A 20,174-nucleotide genomic window follows, 5' to 3' on the forward strand; every position below is an offset into this window, starting at 1 on the left:
TAAAACTCCAGACAAACAACGCCCCAACCTGGGGCGCTGCCGTTCTAACTTTTTTACTTCGCCTGACCTTTCTGGTATTCGCTGGCGGCTTTTACGAAGCCTGCAAACAGCGGATGCCCATCACGCGGCGTGGAAGTAAACTCCGGATGGAACTGACAGGCAACGAACCACGGATGATTCGGCACCTCGATGATCTCGACCAACTGATCATCCCCGGAACGGCCTGCAATACGCAGACCCGCAGCTTCAATTTGTTTCAACAGCATGTTGTTGACTTCGTAGCGGTGACGGTGACGCTCGGTGATCACTTCTTCGCCGTACATCTTGCGGACCAGGCTGTCATCGCTGAGCTGGCAGGCCTGAGCCCCCAGACGCATCGTACCGCCAAGATCGCTCTTTTCAGTACGCACTTCGACATTCCCGTTCTCATCACGCCATTCGGTGATAAGGGCCACAACCGGGTACTTACAGTCTGGCACAAATTCCGTCGAGTTGGCGTTTTCCATACCGACTACGTTACGAGCGAACTCGATCAACGCAACCTGCATACCCAGGCAAATGCCTAAGTAAGGGATATTGTTTTCACGCGCAAAGCGTGCGGTGGCGATTTTGCCTTCTACACCGCGGTAGCCGAAGCCGCCCGGGATCAGAATAGCATCAAGCCCTTTCAGGATTTCGACGCCGCGAGTTTCAACATCCTGCGAATCAATCAGCTTGATGTTGACGGTCACGCGGTTTTTCAGGCCACCGTGTTTCAGCGCTTCAATCACGGACTTATAGGCATCCGGCAGTTCAATGTACTTGCCGACCATACCGATAGTCACTTCACCTGCCGGGTTAGCTTCTTCGTAGATAACCTGTTCCCATTCTGACAGATTTGCTTCCGGACAGTTCAAGCTGAATCGTTTACAAATATAATCGTCCAGACCCTGAGATTTCAACAGGCCCGGGATTTTATAAATGGAATCGACGTCTTTCAGGGAAATAACGGCCTTTTCAGGAACGTTACAGAACAATGCGATTTTAGCACGTTCGTTCGCCGGGACCGCGCGGTCAGAGCGACAAATCAGAATATCCGGCTGAATACCGATAGAGAGCAGTTCTTTGACAGAGTGCTGAGTCGGTTTGGTTTTCACTTCGCCTGCGGCTGCCATGTAAGGTACCAGCGTCAGGTGCATGAACAGGGTGTGCTCACGACCGACTTCAACCGCCATCTGGCGAATCGCTTCGAGGAACGGCAGGGATTCGATATCACCGACGGTGCCACCGATTTCGACCAGCACCACGTCGTGACCTTCGCCACCGGCGATAACGCGCTCTTTGATAGCGTTAGTGATGTGTGGAATCACCTGAATGGTGGCGCCCAGATAGTCGCCACGACGCTCTTTACGCAGAACTTCCGAGTAGATACGACCCGTAGTGAAGTTGTTGCGACGCGTCATTTTGGTACGGATAAAGCGCTCATAGTGACCCAGGTCCAGGTCGGTTTCTGCGCCGTCTTCAGTAACGAACACTTCACCGTGCTGGGTAGGGCTCATGGTACCCGGATCGACGTTGATGTACGGATCGAGTTTCATGATGGTCACATTGAGGCCACGGGCTTCAAGAATGGCTGCCAGGGAGGCTGCGGCAATGCCTTTACCCAGAGAGGATACGACCCCGCCGGTCACAAAAATATAGTTCGTTGTCATGCTGAACCTGAGAAGTTAGGGTGAAACGATGGAATAACCAGGACGGGAAAGTAGTATACCCGAACACGGCGAACGCCACAAACATTCATTCTCGCTCTCCAATCCCAGGCTCAGGCAAAGATAAGGAGTGAGAAAATAGCCCCTTTTGGGTAAATGTTTTTGACGTAAATCAAGCGCTTGTCATTTTAAAAATCACACAAATCGCGCTTGATCGCAAAAAAGCGTTAGAGATCAGTTTCCTGTCGTTTTACTTCCTGCCACACGCTTTCCATTGCTTCGAGGTCGATCCCGGTCATTTCCAGGCCTCGCTCGCTCACAATACGCTCCACTTCGCGGAAGCGGCGCTCGAACTTAAGGTTGGCTTTTTGCAGTGCGGTTTCGGCTTTCACACCCAAATGACGAGACAAATTGACAGTGGCAAACAGCAGGTCGCCCATCTCTTCCTCAAGCTTCGCTTCGTCGATGACAGCCTGTTTGGCTTCGTGCATCACTTCGTCGATTTCTTCATACACCTTGTCGAGCACCGGGCCCAAAGACGTCCAGTCAAAACCAACAGCAGAAACACGCTTCTGGATTTTATGCGAGCGCATCAGTGCAGGCAGGCTGTGCGGAATGTCATCCAGAGCGGAATGTTGTGATTTTTCAGCTCGTTCAGCACTTTTGATGGCTTCCCAACGCGCCAGCACTTCCGTGCTGTTCTCAGCGGTCGCATCACCGAAAATATGCGGGTGACGGCGTTCCAGCTTGTCGCTGATGGCCGCGCAAATATCATCGAAGTTAAAGCGCCCTTCTTCCTGCGCCATTTGCGCGTAGAAAACGACCTGGAACAGCAAATCCCCCAACTCGCCGCGCAGATCGTCGAAATCTTCGCGCGCGATAGCGTCCAGCACTTCGTATGTCTCTTCGAGGGTGTAAGGCGCGATGGTGGCAAACGTCTGCTCTTTATCCCACGGACAGCCGTTTTCCGGGTCTCGCAGGCGTTTCATAATGCCTAGCAGGCGGTCAATTTGGGTCATGGGGGATCCTTGCTAATGTTTGTGTGCCCTCTCCCTCAAGGGAGAGGGAGAAAAGAAATCCCCTCGCCCCTTTGGGGAGAGGGTTAGGGTGAGGGGAAAAAAGTTAACCGCCGTGCAAACGACGAGCGTCAATCACATCGGGCACCTGGTTCAGTTTGCCAAGTACGCGGCCCAGCACCTGCAGGTTATAGATTTCGATGGTCATGTCGATGGTAGCAAGCTGCTGTTTGGTGTCGCTGCGGCTTGCCACGCCCAGCACGTTCACTTTCTCGTTGGCGAGAATGGTGGTGATATCGCGCAGCAAGCCGCTGCGGTCATTGGCCTGAACACGTACCACCAGCGAATAGCCTGCGGAATAGCTTTCGCCCCATACCGCATCAACAATACGTTCAGGCGCATGAGATTGCAGTTCCACCAGTTGATCACAGTCCGCGCGGTGCACCGAAATGCCGCGGCCCTGAGTGATGAACCCAACAATCTCATCACCAGGAATTGGCTGGCAGCAGCGCGCGATGTGATGCATCAGATTGCCCACGCCTTCCACCACCACGCGACCGTCGTCTTTCTTACGGTTTTGCTGGGGGTTGTAGGATTTCTGCTGCAACTGTTTCAGCGCTGCGGCATCCTGCTCCGCCGCGCTCGGCTTGTTGAACTGCGCTTGCAGGAAGTTAACCATCTGGTTGAGACGGATATCGCCCCCGCCAATCGCCGCCAGCAGCTCTTCCATTTCGTTGAAGTTGTAGCGCGGCAGCAGATGCTTTTCGGCTTCCTTCAGGCTGATCCCGAGATGAGCCAACTCGTCGTCGAGGATCTGACGCCCGGCGAGAATATTTTTGTCACGATCCTGTTTACGGAACCAGGCGTGGATCTTCGAGCGTCCACGGCTGGTCGTCACGTAACCCAGGTTTGGGTTCAGCCAGTCACGGCTTGGGTTTGGCTGTTTCTGAGTGATGATTTCAATCTGATCGCCCATTTGCAGCTGGTAGGTGAACGGCACGATGCGACCGCCAATTTTCGCCCCGATGCAACGGTGCCCCACGTCACTGTGGATGTGATAGGCAAAGTCGAGCGGCGTGGATCCCGCGGGTAAATCCACCACATCGCCTTTTGGCGTAAACACGTAGACGCGATCGTCAAACACCTGGCTGCGAACTTCGTCGAGCATTTCGCCCGAATCCGCCATCTCTTCCTGCCAGGCAATCAGCTTACGCAGCCACGCAATGCGGTCTTCATGGCCACGGCTGCCGCCGGATGCAGAACCTTCTTTGTATTTCCAGTGAGCAGCGACGCCCAGTTCAGACTCTTCGTGCATCTGGCGCGTACGAATCTGGATCTCAACCGTTTTGCCGCCCGGGCCTAACACCACGGTGTGAATCGACTGATAGCCGTTCGGTTTCGGGTTAGCGACGTAATCGTCAAATTCGTCCGGCAGATGGCGGAAATGGGTGTGAACGATACCGAGCGCGGCGTAGCAGTCCTGCAAGCGCTCTGCAACAATACGCACGGCGCGCACGTCGAACAGCTCATCAAACGCCAGATGCTTTTTCTGCATTTTGCGCCAGATGCTGTAGATGTGCTTCGGACGTCCGTAAACCTCGGCTTTAACGCCCTCTTCTTTGATCGAGGCACGCAGCGTACCGACGAATTCGTCGATGTAGTGTTCACGGTCGATGCGGCGCTCGTGAAGCAATTTAGCGATGCGCTTGTATTCCGCCGGGTGGAGATAGCGGAAGCAGTAATCTTCCAGCTCCCATTTGAGCTGGCCGATGCCCAGACGGTTCGCCAGCGGCGCGTAGATATTGGTACATTCTTTCGCCGCCAGGACGCGTTCATCCTCTGGCGCGTCCTTCACTTCGCGCAGATGGGCGATGCGTTCAGCGAGCTTGATAACCACGCAGCGGAAATCATCGACCATCGCCAGCAGCATCCGGCGAACGTTATCCACCTGCTCTGATGACACCGAATCCGTGTGGGTCGCTTTCAGCTGGCGGATCGCCGCCATATCCCGTACGCCGTGGATCAGCGTCACTACCGATTTACCAAAGGTCTCTTCCAGCTTTTCTTCGGTCACCACTTCGCTGACCACCAGCGGGTACAGCAGCGCGGCACGGAGTGAATCAATATCCATATTCAGCATGGAGAGAATTTCAACCATCTCGACACCGCGCCACAGCACGATATCCGCCTCAGGATGGTTGAGAGTTTGTTCGCGACAATATGTCCATGTCTCGGTTAAGCGCTCACACGACGGCTGGCTGGAAATGCCCAGGCTTGCTATCCATTTGACCGGATCAAACTCTCCAGCTTTATTAAGATGTGCACTGCGTACCGCAACCATTGTCCTCTCCTTTAGGGACCGGGCCTGTCGAAGTCGACAAGCCTTGATTCATTATTTGTGCTCAAACAGCACCATCGACTCCAGGTGCCCAGTGTGCGGGAACATGTCCAGCATTGCCAGACGCTGAATTTGATAGCCTGCGGCCAACAACACCTCGCTGTCGCGCGCTAACGTTGCCGGGTTACAGGATACATACACCACCCGCTGCGGGGCCAATTTTACGACATGTTGCATCACACCCGGTGCGCCCGCTCTGGCAGGATCGAGTAAAATTTTGTCAAACCCGTTTTTTGCCCAGGCCTGCAACGTGACATCTTCTTCCAGATTTTCATGAAAGAATGTCACATTGGGTAAATCATTAAGTGCCGCATTCTGTTGGCCCTTCTCGACCAGCGCTGGCACGCCTTCCACGCCAATTACGCTTGCCGCCCGCTTTGCCAGTGGCAGCGTGAAATTGCCCATGCCGCAAAACAAATCCAACACGCGATCGCCTGGCTGCACGTCAAGCCACGCCAGCGCGGTGTCGACCATCAGCTGATTCACGCCATCATTGACCTGAATAAAATCTCGCGGACTGAATGTTAAGCGTAGCCCGTCTGAGTGATAGCAGGGCGCTTCGCCGCTAACCTGTTCAATCGTTTCACTTTGCGGTGCCAGCCACAGCGCAAGCTGGTGAGTATGCGAAAACTGTTCCAGTTTTTCTCTGTCGGCGGCAGAAAGCGGCGCGGTGTGGCGCAATACCATCAACGGGCCATTATCCGCTTGCACCAGTTCTACATGCCCTAAATGGCGAGCCCCCTTCAGCGAAGCCAGGCAATCGCGCACGGCCGGAAGGAATGCCTCAAGAGTGGGCACCAAAACGGGGCATTGCGTGACCTCAACGATGTCGTTGGAGCCAGCCTTACGAAAACCCATCTGCAAGTGTTGGGTCTTTGGCTGATAATTCAAGCTAAGGCGAGCGCGACGACGGTAGCCCCACGGCGATGCCGAGAGCACGTCATCCACATCGTGTTTCATCAAACGGGCCAGTGCCGCCTGCTTGCTGTGCTGCTGAAGGGCAACGCTCGCATGCTGCTGCTGGCAGCCTCCACACACACCAAAATGAGGGCAACGCGGCGTTTCACGTTCAGAACTGTCGTTCAGACGCCGTTTTACCTGCCCGCGAGCATACTGTTTTTTATCTTCAGTAATCTTAATTTCAGCGCGCTCATCCGGCAGCAAGCCGTTGATAAAAAGCGTTTTACCGTTATGACGAGCCACGCCCTGACCAAAAGGGTCAAGGTCGCTTACCGTCACGGTTATGATCTCGCGCGTCGTCACGCGGCGTTTTGCAGAGTAGAATTGCGCCATTGTAGAGAGTTTTCTCAAACGTAGAGTGTTAACCCTGATTCTCCCATAACGGACCTCCATGACCAACTACAGCCTGCGTGCGCGCATGATGATCCTGATCCTGGCCCCAACCGTCCTCATCGGTTTGCTGCTCAGCATCTTCTTTGTCGTTCACCGCTATCACGACCTGCAGCGCCAACTGGAAGACGCCGGTGCCAGCATCATTGAGCCGCTTGCGGTCTCCAGTGAATATGGCATGAACTTACAAAACCGTGAGTCAATAGGTCAGCTAATAAGCGTCCTTCACCGCCGCCATTCTGACATCGTGCGGGCCATTTCGGTGTATGACGAGCATAACCGGCTGTTCGTGACGTCCAACTATCATCTCGACCCGAGCGAGCTCCAGCTGCCGAAGGGCGCTCCGCTGCCACGGCGATTGAGCGTCATTCGCAGCGGTGATCTGATGATCCTGCGCACGCCCATTATCTCTGAAAGCTATTCGCCGGATGAATCACCCACGTCGGAAGCCAAAACGCCGGTCAATATGTTGGGCTACGTGGCGCTGGAGCTGGATCTCAAATCCGTTCGGCTGCAGCAATACAAAGAGATTTTTATCTCCAGCGTGATGATGCTGTTCTGCATCGGCATCGCACTCATCTTCGGCTGGCGCCTGATGCGGGATGTCACCGGCCCGATTCGCAACATGGTGAATACGGTCGACAGAATTCGGCGCGGGCAGCTTGATAGCCGCGTGGAAGGCTTCATGCTGGGCGAACTCGATATGCTTAAAAACGGCATTAACTCGATGGCGATGTCGCTCGCGGCCTATCACGAAGAGATGCAGCACAACGTCGATCAGGCCACGTCTGATCTGCGTGAAACGCTTGAACAGATGGAAATCCAGAACGTCGAGTTGGATCTCGCCAAGAAACGCGCGCAGGAAGCCGCACGTATTAAGTCAGAGTTCCTTGCCAATATGTCACACGAGCTGCGCACGCCGCTCAATGGCGTGATTGGCTTTACGCGGCTGACGCTGAAAACCGACCTCAATTCCACCCAACGCGATCACCTCAACACCATCGAGCGTTCAGCAAATAACCTGCTGACCATCATTAACGACGTGCTGGACTTCTCGAAACTGGAAGCGGGCAAGTTGATTCTGGAAAGTATTCCTTTCCCACTGCGCAATTCGCTCGATGAAGTCGTCACGCTGCTGGCGCATTCTGCCCACGACAAAGGGCTTGAGCTGACGCTGAACATAAAAAATGATGTGCCGGACAATGTGATTGGCGATCCTCTGCGTCTGCAACAAGTGATCACCAACCTGGTCGGCAATGCCATCAAGTTTACCGAGCACGGCAACATTGACGTGCTGGTCGAAAAACGCTCTTTGAGCAACAACAAAGTGCAGATTGAAGTGCAAATCCGCGATACCGGAATTGGCATTCCGGAACAGGATCAGTCGCGACTGTTCCAGGCTTTCCGTCAGGCGGATGCCAGCATTTCACGCCGTCATGGCGGCACCGGGTTGGGGCTCGTCATCACCCAGAAGCTGGTCAAAGAGATGGGCGGGGATATCTCCTTCCACAGCCAGCCCAATCGCGGCTCGACCTTCTGGTTCTACATCAATCTGGATTTGAATCCGAATGTGGTCTCTGAAGGCCCAATGACGGCGTGTCTGGCCGGTAAGCGCCTTGCCTATGTGGAGGCCAACTCCACGGCTGCGCAATGCACCATGGATTTACTGGCAACCACACCGCTGGAAGTGGTCTACAGCCCGACGTTTTCGGCCTTACCCGACGATCACTATGACATTCTGTTAATCGCCGTTCCTGTCTCAATGCGCGATTTGAACATGCATTCAGACAAACTGGTACGTGCCCACACGATGACAGATTTCCTGCTGCTGGCGCTGCCTTGCCACGCGCAGGTGAATGCTGAAGAACTGAAGCAAAACGGCGCTGCTGGCTGCTTGCTCAAGCCGCTGACGTCTACGCGTCTGCTCCCGGCGTTAACCGAATATTGCCGCAGCAACCACCTGCCGGTCTCTCGGGAAAGCAGCGATCGTCGTCTGGGCATGACGGTCATGGCCGTTGATGACAATCCTGCCAACCTGAAACTGATCGGCGCTTTGCTGGAAGATCAGGTGCAAAACGTTGAACTGTGTGACAGCGGCCAGGCCGCCATCGAACAGGCTAAACAGCAACAGTTCGATCTGATCCTGATGGATATTCAGATGCCGGACATGGACGGTATTCGCGCCTGCGAGCTGATTCGTCAATTACCTCACCAGCAGCAGACGCCAGTGATTGCCGTGACAGCCCACGCCATGGCAGGGCAAAAAGAGAAATTGCTGAGCGCCGGGATGAATGACTATCTGGCGAAACCGATTGAAGAGAGCAAGCTGCGCAATCTGTTGCATCGCTATCAACCCGGTATGACCGTCCCGCTGATTGACACTTCAGAGCCGCAACCGCCGGTCAATATCAATACCACACTGGATTGGTCACTGGCGTTACGTCAGGCCGCCAATAAGCCGGACCTTGCCCGCGATATGTTGCAGATGCTGATTGCCTTCCTGCCGGAAGTGCGTAACAAAGTGGAAGAGCAACTTGTCGGCGAGCACCCTGAAAAACTGGTCGATGCCATTCATAAGCTTCACGGGAGTTGCGGTTACAGCGGGGTGCCAAGGCTGAAAAATCTGTGTCATTTGATCGAAGGACAACTGCGGGACGGCATTTCTCCGGAGGAGATGGAACCGGAATTTCTGGAATTGCTGGATGAGATGGACAATGTGACCCGCGAAGCGCGGAAGATGCTGGGATAAACAGAGTTGCCCTCTTGCAAGGGCAACATTTTTTAGCTGAGCAGCGTCGCCCAGTGTTCAACCCAAGGGTTGGAAACCGTTTCGGGTTCAGGATCTTCGCTGGCATCAATCATCAGCATTTCGCCAATGCGCTGCGCGCCTTGTTCCTGCAGCAGCGCGTCAAAACGTTTACCGCCGCCGCAAAAATGGGAATAGGTACTGTCGCCAAGCGCGATAATCCCGTAGCGCAGATGTGGCTGGTACATATCCTGAATGCCCTGATACAGCGGCACAATGCTGTCCGGCAAATCGCCCTGGCCCGTGGTTGACGTGACAACCAGCGCATAGCTGCCCTGATATTTTTCCCAGTCGCCCACTTCGGGATCTTCAAACACCTGCGCCTTGTGACCGTGAGCGCTAAGAATGGTTTGCGCCTCTTCCGCCACCAGCAGTGCGTTTCCGTACATGGTGCCGACAAAAATGCCTACGTCTGCCATTACTTTTCTCCCTGAATCATTCGGTTATGATCTCATCCTGACGGTTGTCAGAAGGAAACTCAACCCTTTCAACGGCAGGGAGAAGCCCACGCCAGCCGAAATGTGACAATGCCTGCATCCAGACGTCATCCAGCCCGGCGCGGATAACCAGCGGCTCGCCCGTGAACGGGTGCGTAAGGTGCAGTTCGCTTGCATGCAGCATTAAACGATCGCAGCCAAAATGCTCTGCCGCACTTCGGTTCTGACGCAGATCGCCATGCTTACTGTCGCCAATGATCGGATGACGAAGATGGCTAAGATGGCGGCGTAGCTGGTGCTTGCGGCCGGTTTTCGGCTCCAGTTCGACCAGGCCATAGCGCGTTGTAGGATAACGCCCGGTTGCCACCGGCATTTCAACCGTGGCAAGCCCGCGATAATGCGTCACCGCTGGCTGCGGATCTTTATCCTCACGGGCAAATTTATCGGCGATCTTGTCGAGCTCTTCCACCAGCGGGTAATCAAGCACGGCTTCTTCCATCAGCCAGCCACGCACAATAGCGTGATAACGCTTCTGGATCTGGTGCTGTTCAAACTGCTGCGACAGTAAACGGCCTGCTTCGCTGGAAAGCCCCATCAGTAATACGCCGGACGTCGGGCGATCAAGGCGATGAACAGTAAAAACATGCTGACCAATCTGGTCGCGCACGGTCTGCATCACCACGACTTTCTCATCGCGATCCAGCCAACTACGATGAACGAGCCAGCCAGAAGGTTTGTTAACGGCGACCAACCATTGATCCTGATAGAGGATTTCAAGCATCAGTCGTCAACGCCTGCAAACAGCGCATCCAGTTGTTCAAGCTCCGGCAGAATGATCGCGCGAAACGGATGGCTGGCCTCAAGGGCAATCTCGTAATACGGCATCACGGCGAAGCTTTGCGGAAGCGGCTGTCCACTGTCGAGAAGCTGGTGCATGCGAGGGACTAACACCCATTGCAGCCACTCCAGCGGTTCCAGAGTATCCATACAAAAAGGTTGCGTGCTTTCAAATACGCTGGCGTCGGGCGGAAGATCCTGCCAGTGCTGATGCTCGCGTAATTGCGCTTCAATGGCCTGCAAACGCTGGCGGACACTGTCGTGATGAGTCATGGAAACCTCGAAAGAAACATCGAATGAAAATCTGCGGCGGAGAATACCACCAGTGCGGCGAGAAATAAAAAAAGGGAGCACTGTTTTCACAGTGCTCCCGGTTCGTTTCGCAGCAATCCAGCTACTTTTAGTGCTCCCTGCTCATCCGTGACAACTTTTCCTGTGGTCTCCTGACCTGTTCATCCGTAAACCGTTGCATCCTGCTCGCACCACCCCGATGCGATTAGACTTATCCGTAAGTGTGTCCTGATCTTCCTGATCCACCGGGCATCCTGACCGGCTCTCGTTCTCCATCCTGGAGGTGTCCTTTGCGCGTCCTACGCTATCCTTTTGCTTTCATCCTGAAAGCCTTCCTTGTAGCACCATCCTGGTGTATCCGCCTGAAACGTCATCATCCTGATGTTCGTTTCGTTGTCGCGTTCCCTGTCGACGTGTATAGAATCCTCTATTCCGCCTCGTCTTACAAGACTCTTACAGCGAACACGTTAAGATAATCTTCATACGAAACTTTCGAATTTTCGAGATAACTCGTTGATTTATCATGATTGATGCACAAGCGCAGCGGCAATATCAGTCTTACATGGGGGCGATCTCTCACAGTGCGTGTGAGAGATCTCTCACAAGAACCCCAGGCATATGGATTACAGCACAGGCTCGAGATGAGAAAGGAAACTCGCAATGGAGGCAGAAAGTACGGTGCGATTACGGGTGCCGAGTGTTTCAAGCACCACTTCGCCCGTCAGGTTGCACACGGAGATAACGTCCAGATCGCTGTCCAATGTAGCGATGAACAACGTTGGCGATAATTTAAGGCGTTTCTGTGTGACCAAATGACCAATCAGATTTTCCTGCACACGCTGGAAATCTTCCGGGCTCCAGACTTGCAGTAACGTCAACTGACGCTCACCAAACCTGGCTGGCATATCACCCGCAAACTGGGTGGTATAATAAGTTTGAAGCGGGGGTTGTACCACAATGTCCAACGCCCTTTCAACCGCTTCAAGCGTTGACGCTGGGCTGAACGGCTGCGGTTGCCAAAAAACAGCCTCCTGACTGGTCGACACCACACAAGGTGATGGCACGCCGTAAAGGTCTTCACTGCGAGCGGGGGTTCCATCACGCTGCTGCCATGCCGCGCAAAAACGTTGGGTAAAAGCTGCTAAGGCTTCTGCGGTTTGTGGTTCCACTGCTTTCTCTCTCCAGGTCAGCCAGGATAAACTCATCCTGATAGTCTACCTGCTTTATGACGGTGAAACATGTCCTCTTATGAAAATCACCAGGCGCTTTCCGGCCTGACGCTCGGTAAATCAACGGATTACCGTGATGTGTACGATGCAACGCTGCTACAAGCTGTTCCACGTAGCCTGAATCGCGATCCGCTGGGTCTGCGTGCTGATGCCCTGCCGTTTCACGGCGGCGATATCTGGACGCTGTACGAACTTTCCTGGCTCAACGCCAAAGGCTTGCCACAAGTGGCCGTCGGCCATGTGGAACTGAGCGATACCAGCGTGAATCTGGTGGAGTCGAAAAGTTTTAAGCTCTATCTCAACAGTTTCAATCAGACGCGCTTTGCCGATTGGGAAGCCGTCCGCTCCACGCTGGAACGCGATCTCAGCGCCTGCGCGCAAGGTAAAGTGACCGTTGCCTTATATCGGTTAGATGAAATTGAAGGTCAGCCAATTGCGCACTTCCATGGCACCTGCATCGACGAGCAGGATATCGAAATTGAAAGCTATGAATTTAGCGCCGATTATTTGCAGGATGCGGCCAGTGGCAAGGTTGTAGAAGAAACGCTGGTTAGCCATCTGCTGAAATCAAACTGCCTGATAACCCATCAGCCGGATTGGGGCTCTGTGCAGATCCAGTATCGCGGGCCGAAAATCGACAGAGAAAAACTGTTGCGCTATCTGGTCTCGTTCCGTCACCACAACGAGTTCCATGAGCAGTGCGTGGAGCGCATTTTCAGCGACCTCCAGCGCTTCTGCCAGCCGGAAAGCCTGAGCGTTTACGCACGCTACACCCGCCGTGGTGGGCTGGATATCAACCCCTGGCGTAGTAATGCTGATTTCGTTCCCGCCATCGGGCGACTGGTTCGCCAGTAACATAAATCATTGCAAAATAAAGCACGGTTTCGACCGTGCTTTTTCTTGTGGAAATGAAGGATGCAAGGCTATTGTAATCAATAGGGAAGACGATACTCGTCCCGTAAGGAGTTCACTTGATTACACATATTAGCCCACTTGGCTCAATGGATATGTTGTCGCAGTTGGAAGTTGATATGCTGAAAAGCAATGCCAGCAGCGACCTTTATCAGTTGTTCCGCAACTGTTCACTGGCAGTGCTTAACTCAGGGAGTCTCACCGACAACAGTAAAGAGCTGCTTTCCCGTTTTGAGAATTTTGAGATTAACGTGCTGCGTCGCGAGCGCGGCGTAAAGCTGGAACTGATCAACCCGCCGGAAGACGCCTTTGTTGATGGGCGTATTATTCGCTCTCTGCAGGCCAACCTGTTTGCCGTCCTGCGCGATATTCTGTTCGTTTACGGGCAAATCCATAACACCGTCCGTTTCCCTAATCTCGACCTTGAGAGTTCAACCCACATCACCAACCTGGTGTTTTCCATCCTGCGTAACGCCCGAGCGTTACACGTTGGGGAAGCGCCGAGCATGGTTGTCTGCTGGGGCGGTCACTCAATCAATGAAAATGAATATCTGTATGCTCGTCGCGTGGGTACTCAGCTTGGCCTGCGTGAACTGAACATCTGCACCGGCTGTGGCCCGGGCGCGATGGAAGCCCCAATGAAAGGTGCGGCGGTGGGTCACGCTCAGCAGCGTTATAAAGAAGGGCGTTTTATCGGCATGACTGAACCGTCAATCATTGCCGCTGAGCCGCCGAACCCGCTGGTGAACGAACTGATCATCATGCCAGATATCGAAAAGCGTCTGGAAGCTTTCGTCCGTATCGCCCACGGGATAATCATCTTCCCGGGCGGCGTCGGTACCGCTGAAGAACTGCTTTATCTGCTGGGCATTCTGATGAACCCGGCAAATAAAAATCAGGTACTGCCGCTTATTCTCACCGGCCCGAAAGAGAGCGCCGATTACTTCCGCGTGCTGGATGATTTTATCGTCCATACGTTGGGTGAAGCCGCTCGCCGTCACTATCGCATTATTGTTGATGACCCGGCAGAAGTGGCGCGTCAGATGAAGAAAGCGATGCCGCTGGTGAAAGAGAATCGCCGTGATACCGGTGATGCGTATAGCTTCAACTGGTCGATGCGTATCGCACCGGATCTGCAACAGCCGTTTGAACCGACGCACGAAAACATGGCGAACCTGAAGCTGTATCCGGATCAGCCAGTGGAAGTGTTAGCCGCCGACCTGCGCCGTGCGTTTTCAGGCATCGTGGCCGGTAACGTCAAAGAAGTGGGTATTCGCGCTATCGAAGAGCATGGACCGTATAAAATCCACGGTGACAGCGACATGATGCGCAGAATGGACAACCTGCTGCAAAGCTTCGTGGCACAGCACCGTATGAAGCTGCCTGGCTCGGCCTACATCCCTTGCTACGAAATTTGTTCCTGATTGGTAAGCAGTTATCTGCGTAACACCCAGGGCGGCCTATAAGCCGCCCTTATCTTTTGTCTCTCAAACCTCGATTTATCGCTTAATAAAGACGATAAATATTCACGAAAATTATGTTACGTCGCACAAAACCGCTATTTCCGTCACTTTCCCCCGAATGATATCGGCTTTAGCCGCCACCAACTTCCTCTTCCTGCACTGATAATGGTAGCCTTCGCGACCTTAAATTCCCGTTTAGTACAAAAAACCAGCCTGATGGTCTGGAAAGTCACGCTATGAAAGTGTTTTATCGCATTTGCGATCATGATCACTGATACATTGATGAGTTAAATGTATCTTTCCGGCCCCATAGAGATACGGGTAAAAATCATAAGAAACGCCCGTTTTACACGAATTTATTTTACCGTCAGCCATTTATTCATTGGTTTTGACTAAAAAACTGACAAATTGCTTCCTCCAGGAGATACAGATGGAAACCACTCAAACCAGCACCCTCGTTTCGGCAGAAAGCCGTAGCGGATGGCGTAAGACGGATACTATGTGGATGCTGGGCCTTTATGGCACCGCGATTGGCGCAGGCGTGCTGTTCCTGCCAATCAACGCCGGGGTTGGCGGAATGATCCCGCTTATCATCATGGCAATCCTTGCTTTCCCAATGACCTATTTTGCTCACCGCGGCCTGACTCGCTTTGTGCTGTCCGGTAAAAATCCAGGTGAAGACATCACTGAAGTGGTGGAAGAGCACTTCGGTATTGGCGCAGGCAAACTGATTACCCTGCTCTACTTCTTCGCGATTTACCCGATTCTGTTGGTTTACAGCGTGGCAATCACCAACACCGTTGAGAGCTTTATGACTCACCAGTTGGCGATGACCCCTCCACCGCGCGCGATTCTGTCGCTGATCCTGATTGTCGGCATGATGACTATCGTGCGTTTTGGCGAGCAGATGATTGTTAAAGCGATGAGCATCCTGGTGTTCCCGTTTGTGGTTGCTCTGATGTTGCTGGCCTGCTATCTGATCCCACAGTGGAACGGTGCGGTGCTGGAAACCCTGTCTCTGAACAGCGCTAATGCAACCGGCAACGGTCTGTGGATGACCCTGTGGCTGGCGATTCCGGTCATGGTCTTCTCCTTCAACCATTCCCCGATCATCTCCTCTTTCGCCGTGGCGAAACGTGAAGAGTACGGTCAGGATGCCGAGAAGAAATGCTCCAAAATTCTGGCCTTCGCTCACATCATGATGGTGCTGACCGTGATGTTCTTCGTGTTCAGTTGCGTGCTGAGCCTCTCTCCGGCAGACCTGGCGTCCGCTAAAGAGCAGAACATCTCTATTCTGTCTTACCTGGCGAACCACTTTAACGCCCCGCTGATTGCGTGGATGGCCCCAATCATCGCGATTATTGCTATCACCAAATCTTTCCTCGGCCACTACCTGGGCGCGCGTGAAGGCTTCAACGGGATGGTGATTAAATCTCTGCGTAGCCGCGGTAAAACCATTGAAGTTAACCGTCTGAACAAGATGACGGCTGTGTTCATGCTGGTGACCACCTGGATTGTGGCCACCCTGAACCCAAGCATCCTCGGCATGATTGAAACGCTCGGCGGCCCAATCATCGCGATGATCCTGTTCCTGATGCCGATGTATGCGATTCAGAAAGTCCCTGCGATGCGCAAATACAGCGGCCACATCAGCAACGTGTTTGTGGTCATCATGGGCCTCATCGCCATCTCCGCGATTTTCTACTCCCTGTTCGGTTAATTCCCCTGGCCGCCTCCGGGCGGCCCTTTTCTTTATAGCAATGGACGCATCATGATCAGCGTATTCGATATTTTCAAAATCGGCATTGGTCCTTCCAGCTCACACACTGTGGGGCCAATGAAAGCGGGAAAACAATTCACGGACGACCTGATTGCACGCGGGATCTTAAACGACATCACCCGCGTGGTTGTCGATGTCTACGGCTCACTTTCTCTGACCGGGAAAGGCCACCACACCGACATCGCCATTATCATGGGTCTGGCGGGTAATCTGCCGGATACCGTCGATATCGATGCTATCCCCGCTTTTATCCAGGACGTGAACACTCACGGCCGCCTGCTGTTAGCGAACGGTCAGCACGAAGTCGAGTTTCCTGTCGATCGGTGCATGAATTTCCATGCCGACAATCTTTCCCTGCATGAAAACGGCATGCGCATTACTGCACTGAGCGGTGAGAAAGCGGTCTACAGCCAGACGTACTACTCCATCGGCGGGGGCTTTATCGTCGATGAAGATCATTTTGCGCAGAGTAACGATGCACCGGTCGCCGTTCCGTATCCGTACAAAACCGCAGCCGATTTACAGCGTCACTGCCAGGAATCAGGGCTTTCCCTTTCCGGCCTGATGATGCAGAACGAACTGGCACTGCACAGCAAAGAAGAGCTGGAACAGCACTTCGCCGCAGTCTGGGAAGTGATGAAGTCGGGCATTGAGCGCGGGATCACCACGGAAGGCGTGCTGCCGGGTAAACTTCGTGTTCCTCGCCGTGCAGCAGCGCTGCGTCGCATGCTGGTCAGCCAGGACAAAACCACCAGTGATCCGATGGCTGTTGTCGACTGGATTAACATGTTCGCGCTGGCGGTAAATGAAGAGAATGCGGCGGGTGGTCGCGTAGTGACTGCGCCAACCAACGGCGCCTGTGGCATTGTTCCGGCTGTGCTGGCCTACTACGACAAGTTCATTCGTGAAGTGAACGCCAACTCACTGGCTCGCTACATGCTGGTCGCCAGTGCGATTGGCTCACTGTACAAAATGAACGCCTCCATTTCCGGCGCGGAAGTGGGCTGTCAGGGTGAAGTCGGCGTTGCTTGCTCGATGGCAGCAGCAGGTCTGGCGGAGCTGCTGGGTGGAAGCCCAGTGCAGGTTTGTATTGCCGCCGAAATCGGCATGGAGCACAACCTTGGGCTGACTTGCGATCCAGTGGCGGGCCAGGTTCAGGTGCCTTGTATCGAACGTAACGCGATTGCTTCGGTGAAAGCAGTGAACGCCGCACGGATGGCTATTCGCCGCACCAGCGAGCCTCGCGTGTGCCTCGATAAGGTTATCGAAACCATGTACGAAACCGGCAAGGACATGAACGCCAAGTACCGCGAAACCTCTCGCGGCGGCCTGGCAATGAAGATTGTCACCTGCGATTAAGCCCCTTGAGATGCCTCGTTCTGCGAGGCATCTTCCCGTTTTTGCGGCTCACATAGCCTCATCTTTCCCCGGATGTTACCCTAAGCGCCTTGCTATCAAGGAGGGTACTCATGGCCGTACATCTGCTTATCGTCGATGCACTCAATCTGATTCGCCGTATTCACGCGGTTCAGGGTTCCCCCTGCGCTGACACCTGTCTGCACGCGCTCGAACAGCTCATCGTGCACAGCCAACCGACGCACGCTGTAGCGGTATTTGATGATGAAGCCCGCAACCAGGGCTGGCGGCATCAGCGCCTGCCGGATTACAAAGCTGGACGTTCCCCGATGCCCGACGATCTGCACGCTGAGATGGATGCCATCCGTAACGTCTTCGAAAAGCGCGGAGTGCCTTGCTGGGGCTCAGCAGGCAGTGAAGCAGACGATCTCGCTGCCACCCTCGCGGTGAAAGTCGCCAGCGCAGGCCATCAGGCCACCATCGTTTCCACCGACAAAGGCTACTGCCAGCTACTCTCGCCAACCATTCGCATCCGTGACTACTTCCAGAAGCGCTGGCTGGACGCGCCGTTTATCGCCCAGGAGTTTGGCGTAAAACCCGAACAGCTGCCGGATTACTGGGGGCTGGCGGGGATCAGCAGCTCGAAAGTGCCCGGCGTAGCAGGCATTGGGCCGAAAAGTGCCACGGAGCTGTTATCACAGTTCGCAACGCTCGAAGCGCTGTACGAGCATCTGGATGACGTGCCGGAAAAGTGGCGCAAAAAGCTGGTTGAGCATCAAGAGATGGCATTCATCTGCCGGGAAGTGGCGAGATTGCAGACGGATTTACAGCTGGACGGGAATTTGCAGCAGCTTCGACTACAGAGATAACCCCTCTCCCCTGCCCTCTCCCAAAGGGAGAGGGAGAAGTACAGCGTGCACTGCTCGAGTCCCCTCTCCCCGGACCGTACACACCCCAAACGGAGAGGGAGAAGAACAAACTGCACGGTCAGTCCCCTCTCCCCGGACCGTACACACCCCAAACGGAGAGGGAGAAGAACAAACTGCACGGTCAGTCCCCTCTCCCCGCGGGAGAGGGTTAGGGAGAGGGGCAATCACCACTCTGACTAATAAAATCAGCGCTCGTCGCGACGACCACCCACAGCGGCCCACAGACGGCGGACGTGTACGGTCACTTCTTCGCGATCGTGGTACAACTGACGCGCCTGGATATGCGCGTTAATCCCGTGCTCATCCAGCTGTGCCTGAATATACGCCAGGTTCTGCGACACCTCTTCGTAGCGCTTTTTCATCGGCAGCTTGAGGTTAAAGATGGTCTCTCGACACCAGCCATTCACCAGCCACTGCGCCATCAGCGCGGCAACTTTTGCAGGCTTCTCCACCATGTCGCACACCATCCAGGAGATATTGTTGCGGGTTGGACGATAGCGGAAACCATCCTCACGCAGCCAGGTCACCTGCCCGGTATCCATCAGGCTTTGCGCCATTGGGCCGTTATCGACGGATGAAACCCACATGTTGCGTTTCACCAGCTGATAGGTCCAGCCGCCCGGACACGCGCCCAAATCGACCGCATACATGCCGTTTGCCAGACGCTCATCCCACTCATCGGCCGGAATAAAGACGTGGAACGCCTCTTCCAGTTTCAGGGTCGAGCGGCTTGGCGCATCAGACGGGAACTTCAGGCGTGGAATGCCCATATAGAACGGAGAGTTGTTGGTGGTCAGTGAATAACCCACGTAGCAACAGCCCGGCGCAATAAAGAACACGTGCACCACAGGACGTTTTGGCGTTTCGTAGCCTGCCAGCACATTCGCTTCACGAAGCGCAGCACGCAGCGGCACGGTGAATTTGCGGCAGAACTTCATCAGTTCTTTGCTTTCGTTGGTGTCAGCGACTTCGACACGCAGATCGCCGCCCTTCTCCACCACACCAGTTAACATTCCCACCACTGGCGTAATGCGGTCTTCCGGTGGCAAGTCTGTCAGCAACTCGCAGGCCACAAACATCTGACGGGCGAAAATCAGTGAGGCAAACGGCAGCTCTTTGATGAGCTTCTCTGCTTCGCCTTCCTGATAACACTCAAAAATCACATACCCCGAGTTATCTTTTACCCGGGCAAAACCATAGACGCCAAGGCGCGAGGCCTTGTCAGAAATCTCTGCTGCGCACTCTTTCTCGAAACCCTGACGGCTGTAGAGGACAACCTTATTCATGCGCGATACCTTTACGCTTTAAACGAATAGCGCCAATCAGCATCAGCACCCAACCGGCGAGGAAGCTAACGCCGCCGACCGGAGTGACAAATGCCCACAGGCGTAAATGCGACAGCGCCAGACAATAAAGGCTGCCGCTGAATAATACGGTTCCCAGAGCCATAAACACGCTGCTCCAGTAGAACCAGATGCTGATACGGCGCTGCATCGCAACCGCCAGCCCAAAAATTGCCAGCGTATGAAACGCCTGGTACTCAAGACCGGTCTGGATCCAGCCCATCTCGACGACGCCGAGGGTCTTACTCAACACATGTGCCCCGAAGGCGCCCAGAGCAACAAAAACAAAGCCACTGATGGCCGCAAAAATCAGCATGAAGCGACTGGTCATGTCAGTAT

16 protein-coding genes are annotated in these 20,174 nt (G+C 54.2%); 6 read left to right on the forward strand and 10 right to left on the reverse strand.

Annotated elements, in window-relative coordinates; all coding sequences use genetic code 11:
* Positions 1-53 precede the first annotated feature (53 nt).
* The 4 genes from pyrG to rlmD all read right to left on the reverse strand — a co-directional run bounded on the left by pyrG (position 54) and on the right by rlmD (position 6,395).
* Complete coding sequence (pyrG, locus tag ACI2I2_RS13480; RefSeq protein WP_404658361.1) at positions 54-1,691, reverse strand: glutamine hydrolyzing CTP synthase; 1,638 nt, start codon at positions 1,689-1,691, stop codon at positions 54-56.
* A gap of 224 nt (positions 1,692-1,915) precedes the next feature.
* The gene (gene mazG, locus ACI2I2_RS13485; RefSeq protein WP_404658362.1) at positions 1,916-2,707 is read right to left on the reverse strand and encodes a nucleoside triphosphate pyrophosphohydrolase; all 792 of its coding nucleotides are present in this window, start codon (positions 2,705-2,707) and stop codon (positions 1,916-1,918) included.
* Between the two features lie 103 nt (positions 2,708-2,810).
* Positions 2,811-5,045: a GTP diphosphokinase gene (relA, locus tag ACI2I2_RS13490; RefSeq protein WP_404658363.1), complete on the reverse strand. Its 2,235-nt coding sequence runs from the start codon at positions 5,043-5,045 to the stop codon at positions 2,811-2,813.
* Positions 5,046-5,096: 51 nt separating this feature from the next.
* Complete coding sequence (rlmD, locus tag ACI2I2_RS13495; protein WP_404658364.1) at positions 5,097-6,395, reverse strand: 23S rRNA (uracil(1939)-C(5))-methyltransferase RlmD; 1,299 nt, start codon at positions 6,393-6,395, stop codon at positions 5,097-5,099.
* A 58-nt stretch (positions 6,396-6,453) separates the two neighbouring features.
* Between rlmD and barA the strand changes: the two genes are divergently transcribed.
* Positions 6,454-9,201 (forward strand): two-component sensor histidine kinase BarA, encoded by a 2,748-nt coding sequence (gene barA / locus ACI2I2_RS13500; RefSeq protein ID WP_404658365.1) that lies wholly within the window; start codon positions 6,454-6,456, stop codon positions 9,199-9,201.
* Positions 9,202-9,233: 32 nt separating this feature from the next.
* Here the strand turns inward: barA and ACI2I2_RS13505 are convergent, their stop codons facing one another.
* From ACI2I2_RS13505 to syd, 4 genes are all read right to left on the reverse strand, one after another.
* The gene (locus tag ACI2I2_RS13505; protein WP_404658366.1) at positions 9,234-9,677 is read right to left on the reverse strand and encodes a flavodoxin; all 444 of its coding nucleotides are present in this window, start codon (positions 9,675-9,677) and stop codon (positions 9,234-9,236) included.
* A gap of 16 nt (positions 9,678-9,693) precedes the next feature.
* Positions 9,694-10,476: a tRNA pseudouridine(65) synthase TruC gene (gene truC / locus ACI2I2_RS13510; protein ID WP_404658367.1), complete on the reverse strand. Its 783-nt coding sequence runs from the start codon at positions 10,474-10,476 to the stop codon at positions 9,694-9,696.
* The gene (locus ACI2I2_RS13515) at positions 10,476-10,805 is read right to left on the reverse strand and encodes a YqcC family protein (protein ID WP_404658368.1); all 330 of its coding nucleotides are present in this window, start codon (positions 10,803-10,805) and stop codon (positions 10,476-10,478) included. The genes truC and ACI2I2_RS13515 overlap by 1 nt, the downstream gene beginning before the upstream one ends.
* A gap of 641 nt (positions 10,806-11,446) precedes the next feature.
* On the reverse strand, positions 11,447-11,992 hold the full coding sequence (gene syd, locus ACI2I2_RS13520; RefSeq protein ID WP_404658404.1) for a SecY-interacting protein: 546 nt from the start codon (positions 11,990-11,992) through the stop codon (positions 11,447-11,449).
* Between the two features lie 69 nt (positions 11,993-12,061).
* Here syd and queF point away from each other — a divergent pair, with 69 nt between their 5' ends.
* The 5 genes from queF (at position 12,062) to xni (ending at position 18,432) form a co-directional block, all read left to right on the forward strand.
* Positions 12,062-12,907: an NADPH-dependent 7-cyano-7-deazaguanine reductase QueF gene (gene queF, locus ACI2I2_RS13525; RefSeq protein ID WP_404658369.1), complete on the forward strand. Its 846-nt coding sequence runs from the start codon at positions 12,062-12,064 to the stop codon at positions 12,905-12,907.
* A gap of 116 nt (positions 12,908-13,023) precedes the next feature.
* The gene (gene ppnN, locus ACI2I2_RS13530; protein ID WP_404658370.1) at positions 13,024-14,388 is read left to right on the forward strand and encodes a nucleotide 5'-monophosphate nucleosidase PpnN; all 1,365 of its coding nucleotides are present in this window, start codon (positions 13,024-13,026) and stop codon (positions 14,386-14,388) included.
* Between the two features lie 469 nt (positions 14,389-14,857).
* A complete protein-coding gene (locus ACI2I2_RS13535; protein ID WP_404658371.1) occupies positions 14,858-16,147 on the forward strand; it encodes an HAAAP family serine/threonine permease in 1,290 nt (429 codons plus the stop codon).
* 51 nt (positions 16,148-16,198) lie between these two features.
* Positions 16,199-17,566: an L-serine ammonia-lyase gene (locus tag ACI2I2_RS13540; RefSeq protein WP_404658372.1), complete on the forward strand. Its 1,368-nt coding sequence runs from the start codon at positions 16,199-16,201 to the stop codon at positions 17,564-17,566.
* A gap of 110 nt (positions 17,567-17,676) precedes the next feature.
* Positions 17,677-18,432: a flap endonuclease Xni gene (gene xni / locus ACI2I2_RS13545; RefSeq protein WP_404658373.1), complete on the forward strand. Its 756-nt coding sequence runs from the start codon at positions 17,677-17,679 to the stop codon at positions 18,430-18,432.
* Between the two features lie 245 nt (positions 18,433-18,677).
* Here the strand turns inward: xni and rlmM are convergent, their stop codons facing one another.
* Positions 18,678-19,778, reverse strand: coding sequence for a 23S rRNA (cytidine(2498)-2'-O)-methyltransferase RlmM (gene rlmM / locus ACI2I2_RS13550; RefSeq protein WP_404658374.1), 1,101 nt, complete (start codon positions 19,776-19,778; stop codon positions 18,678-18,680).
* Positions 19,771-20,166 (reverse strand): DUF423 domain-containing protein, encoded by a 396-nt coding sequence (locus tag ACI2I2_RS13555; RefSeq protein ID WP_330982905.1) that lies wholly within the window; start codon positions 20,164-20,166, stop codon positions 19,771-19,773. The genes rlmM and ACI2I2_RS13555 overlap by 8 nt, the downstream gene beginning before the upstream one ends.
* Positions 20,167-20,174: the final 8 nt, after the last annotated feature.

Origin of the sequence: Scandinavium sp. NPDC088450 (genome assembly GCF_044900545.1) — a bacterium.
In the GTDB taxonomy this organism is placed as follows: Bacteria; Pseudomonadota; Gammaproteobacteria; order Enterobacterales; family Enterobacteriaceae; genus Scandinavium.

Excerpts from the sequence above, each read along its gene's own strand:
- pyrG (WP_404658361.1), bottom strand. The coding sequence starts at position 1,691 with ATGACAACGAACTATATTTTTGTGACCGGCGGGGTCGTATCCTCTCTG.
- mazG (WP_404658362.1), bottom strand. The coding sequence starts at position 2,707 with ATGACCCAAATTGACCGCCTGCTAGGCATTATGAAACGCCTGCGAGAC.
- relA (WP_404658363.1), bottom strand. The coding sequence starts at position 5,045 with ATGGTTGCGGTACGCAGTGCACATCTTAATAAAGCTGGAGAGTTTGAT.
- rlmD (WP_404658364.1), bottom strand. The coding sequence starts at position 6,395 with ATGGCGCAATTCTACTCTGCAAAACGCCGCGTGACGACGCGCGAGATC.
- barA (WP_404658365.1), top strand. The coding sequence starts at position 6,454 with ATGACCAACTACAGCCTGCGTGCGCGCATGATGATCCTGATCCTGGCC.
- ACI2I2_RS13505 (WP_404658366.1), bottom strand. The coding sequence starts at position 9,677 with ATGGCAGACGTAGGCATTTTTGTCGGCACCATGTACGGAAACGCACTG.
- truC (WP_404658367.1), bottom strand. The coding sequence starts at position 10,476 with ATGCTTGAAATCCTCTATCAGGATCAATGGTTGGTCGCCGTTAACAAA.
- ACI2I2_RS13515 (WP_404658368.1), bottom strand. The coding sequence starts at position 10,805 with ATGACTCATCACGACAGTGTCCGCCAGCGTTTGCAGGCCATTGAAGCG.
- queF (WP_404658369.1), top strand. The coding sequence starts at position 12,062 with ATGTCCTCTTATGAAAATCACCAGGCGCTTTCCGGCCTGACGCTCGGT.
- ACI2I2_RS13535 (WP_404658371.1), top strand. The coding sequence starts at position 14,858 with ATGGAAACCACTCAAACCAGCACCCTCGTTTCGGCAGAAAGCCGTAGC.
- ACI2I2_RS13540 (WP_404658372.1), top strand. The coding sequence starts at position 16,199 with ATGATCAGCGTATTCGATATTTTCAAAATCGGCATTGGTCCTTCCAGC.
- xni (WP_404658373.1), top strand. The coding sequence starts at position 17,677 with ATGGCCGTACATCTGCTTATCGTCGATGCACTCAATCTGATTCGCCGT.
- rlmM (WP_404658374.1), bottom strand. The coding sequence starts at position 19,778 with ATGAATAAGGTTGTCCTCTACAGCCGTCAGGGTTTCGAGAAAGAGTGC.
- ACI2I2_RS13555 (WP_330982905.1), bottom strand. The coding sequence starts at position 20,166 with ATGACCAGTCGCTTCATGCTGATTTTTGCGGCCATCAGTGGCTTTGTT.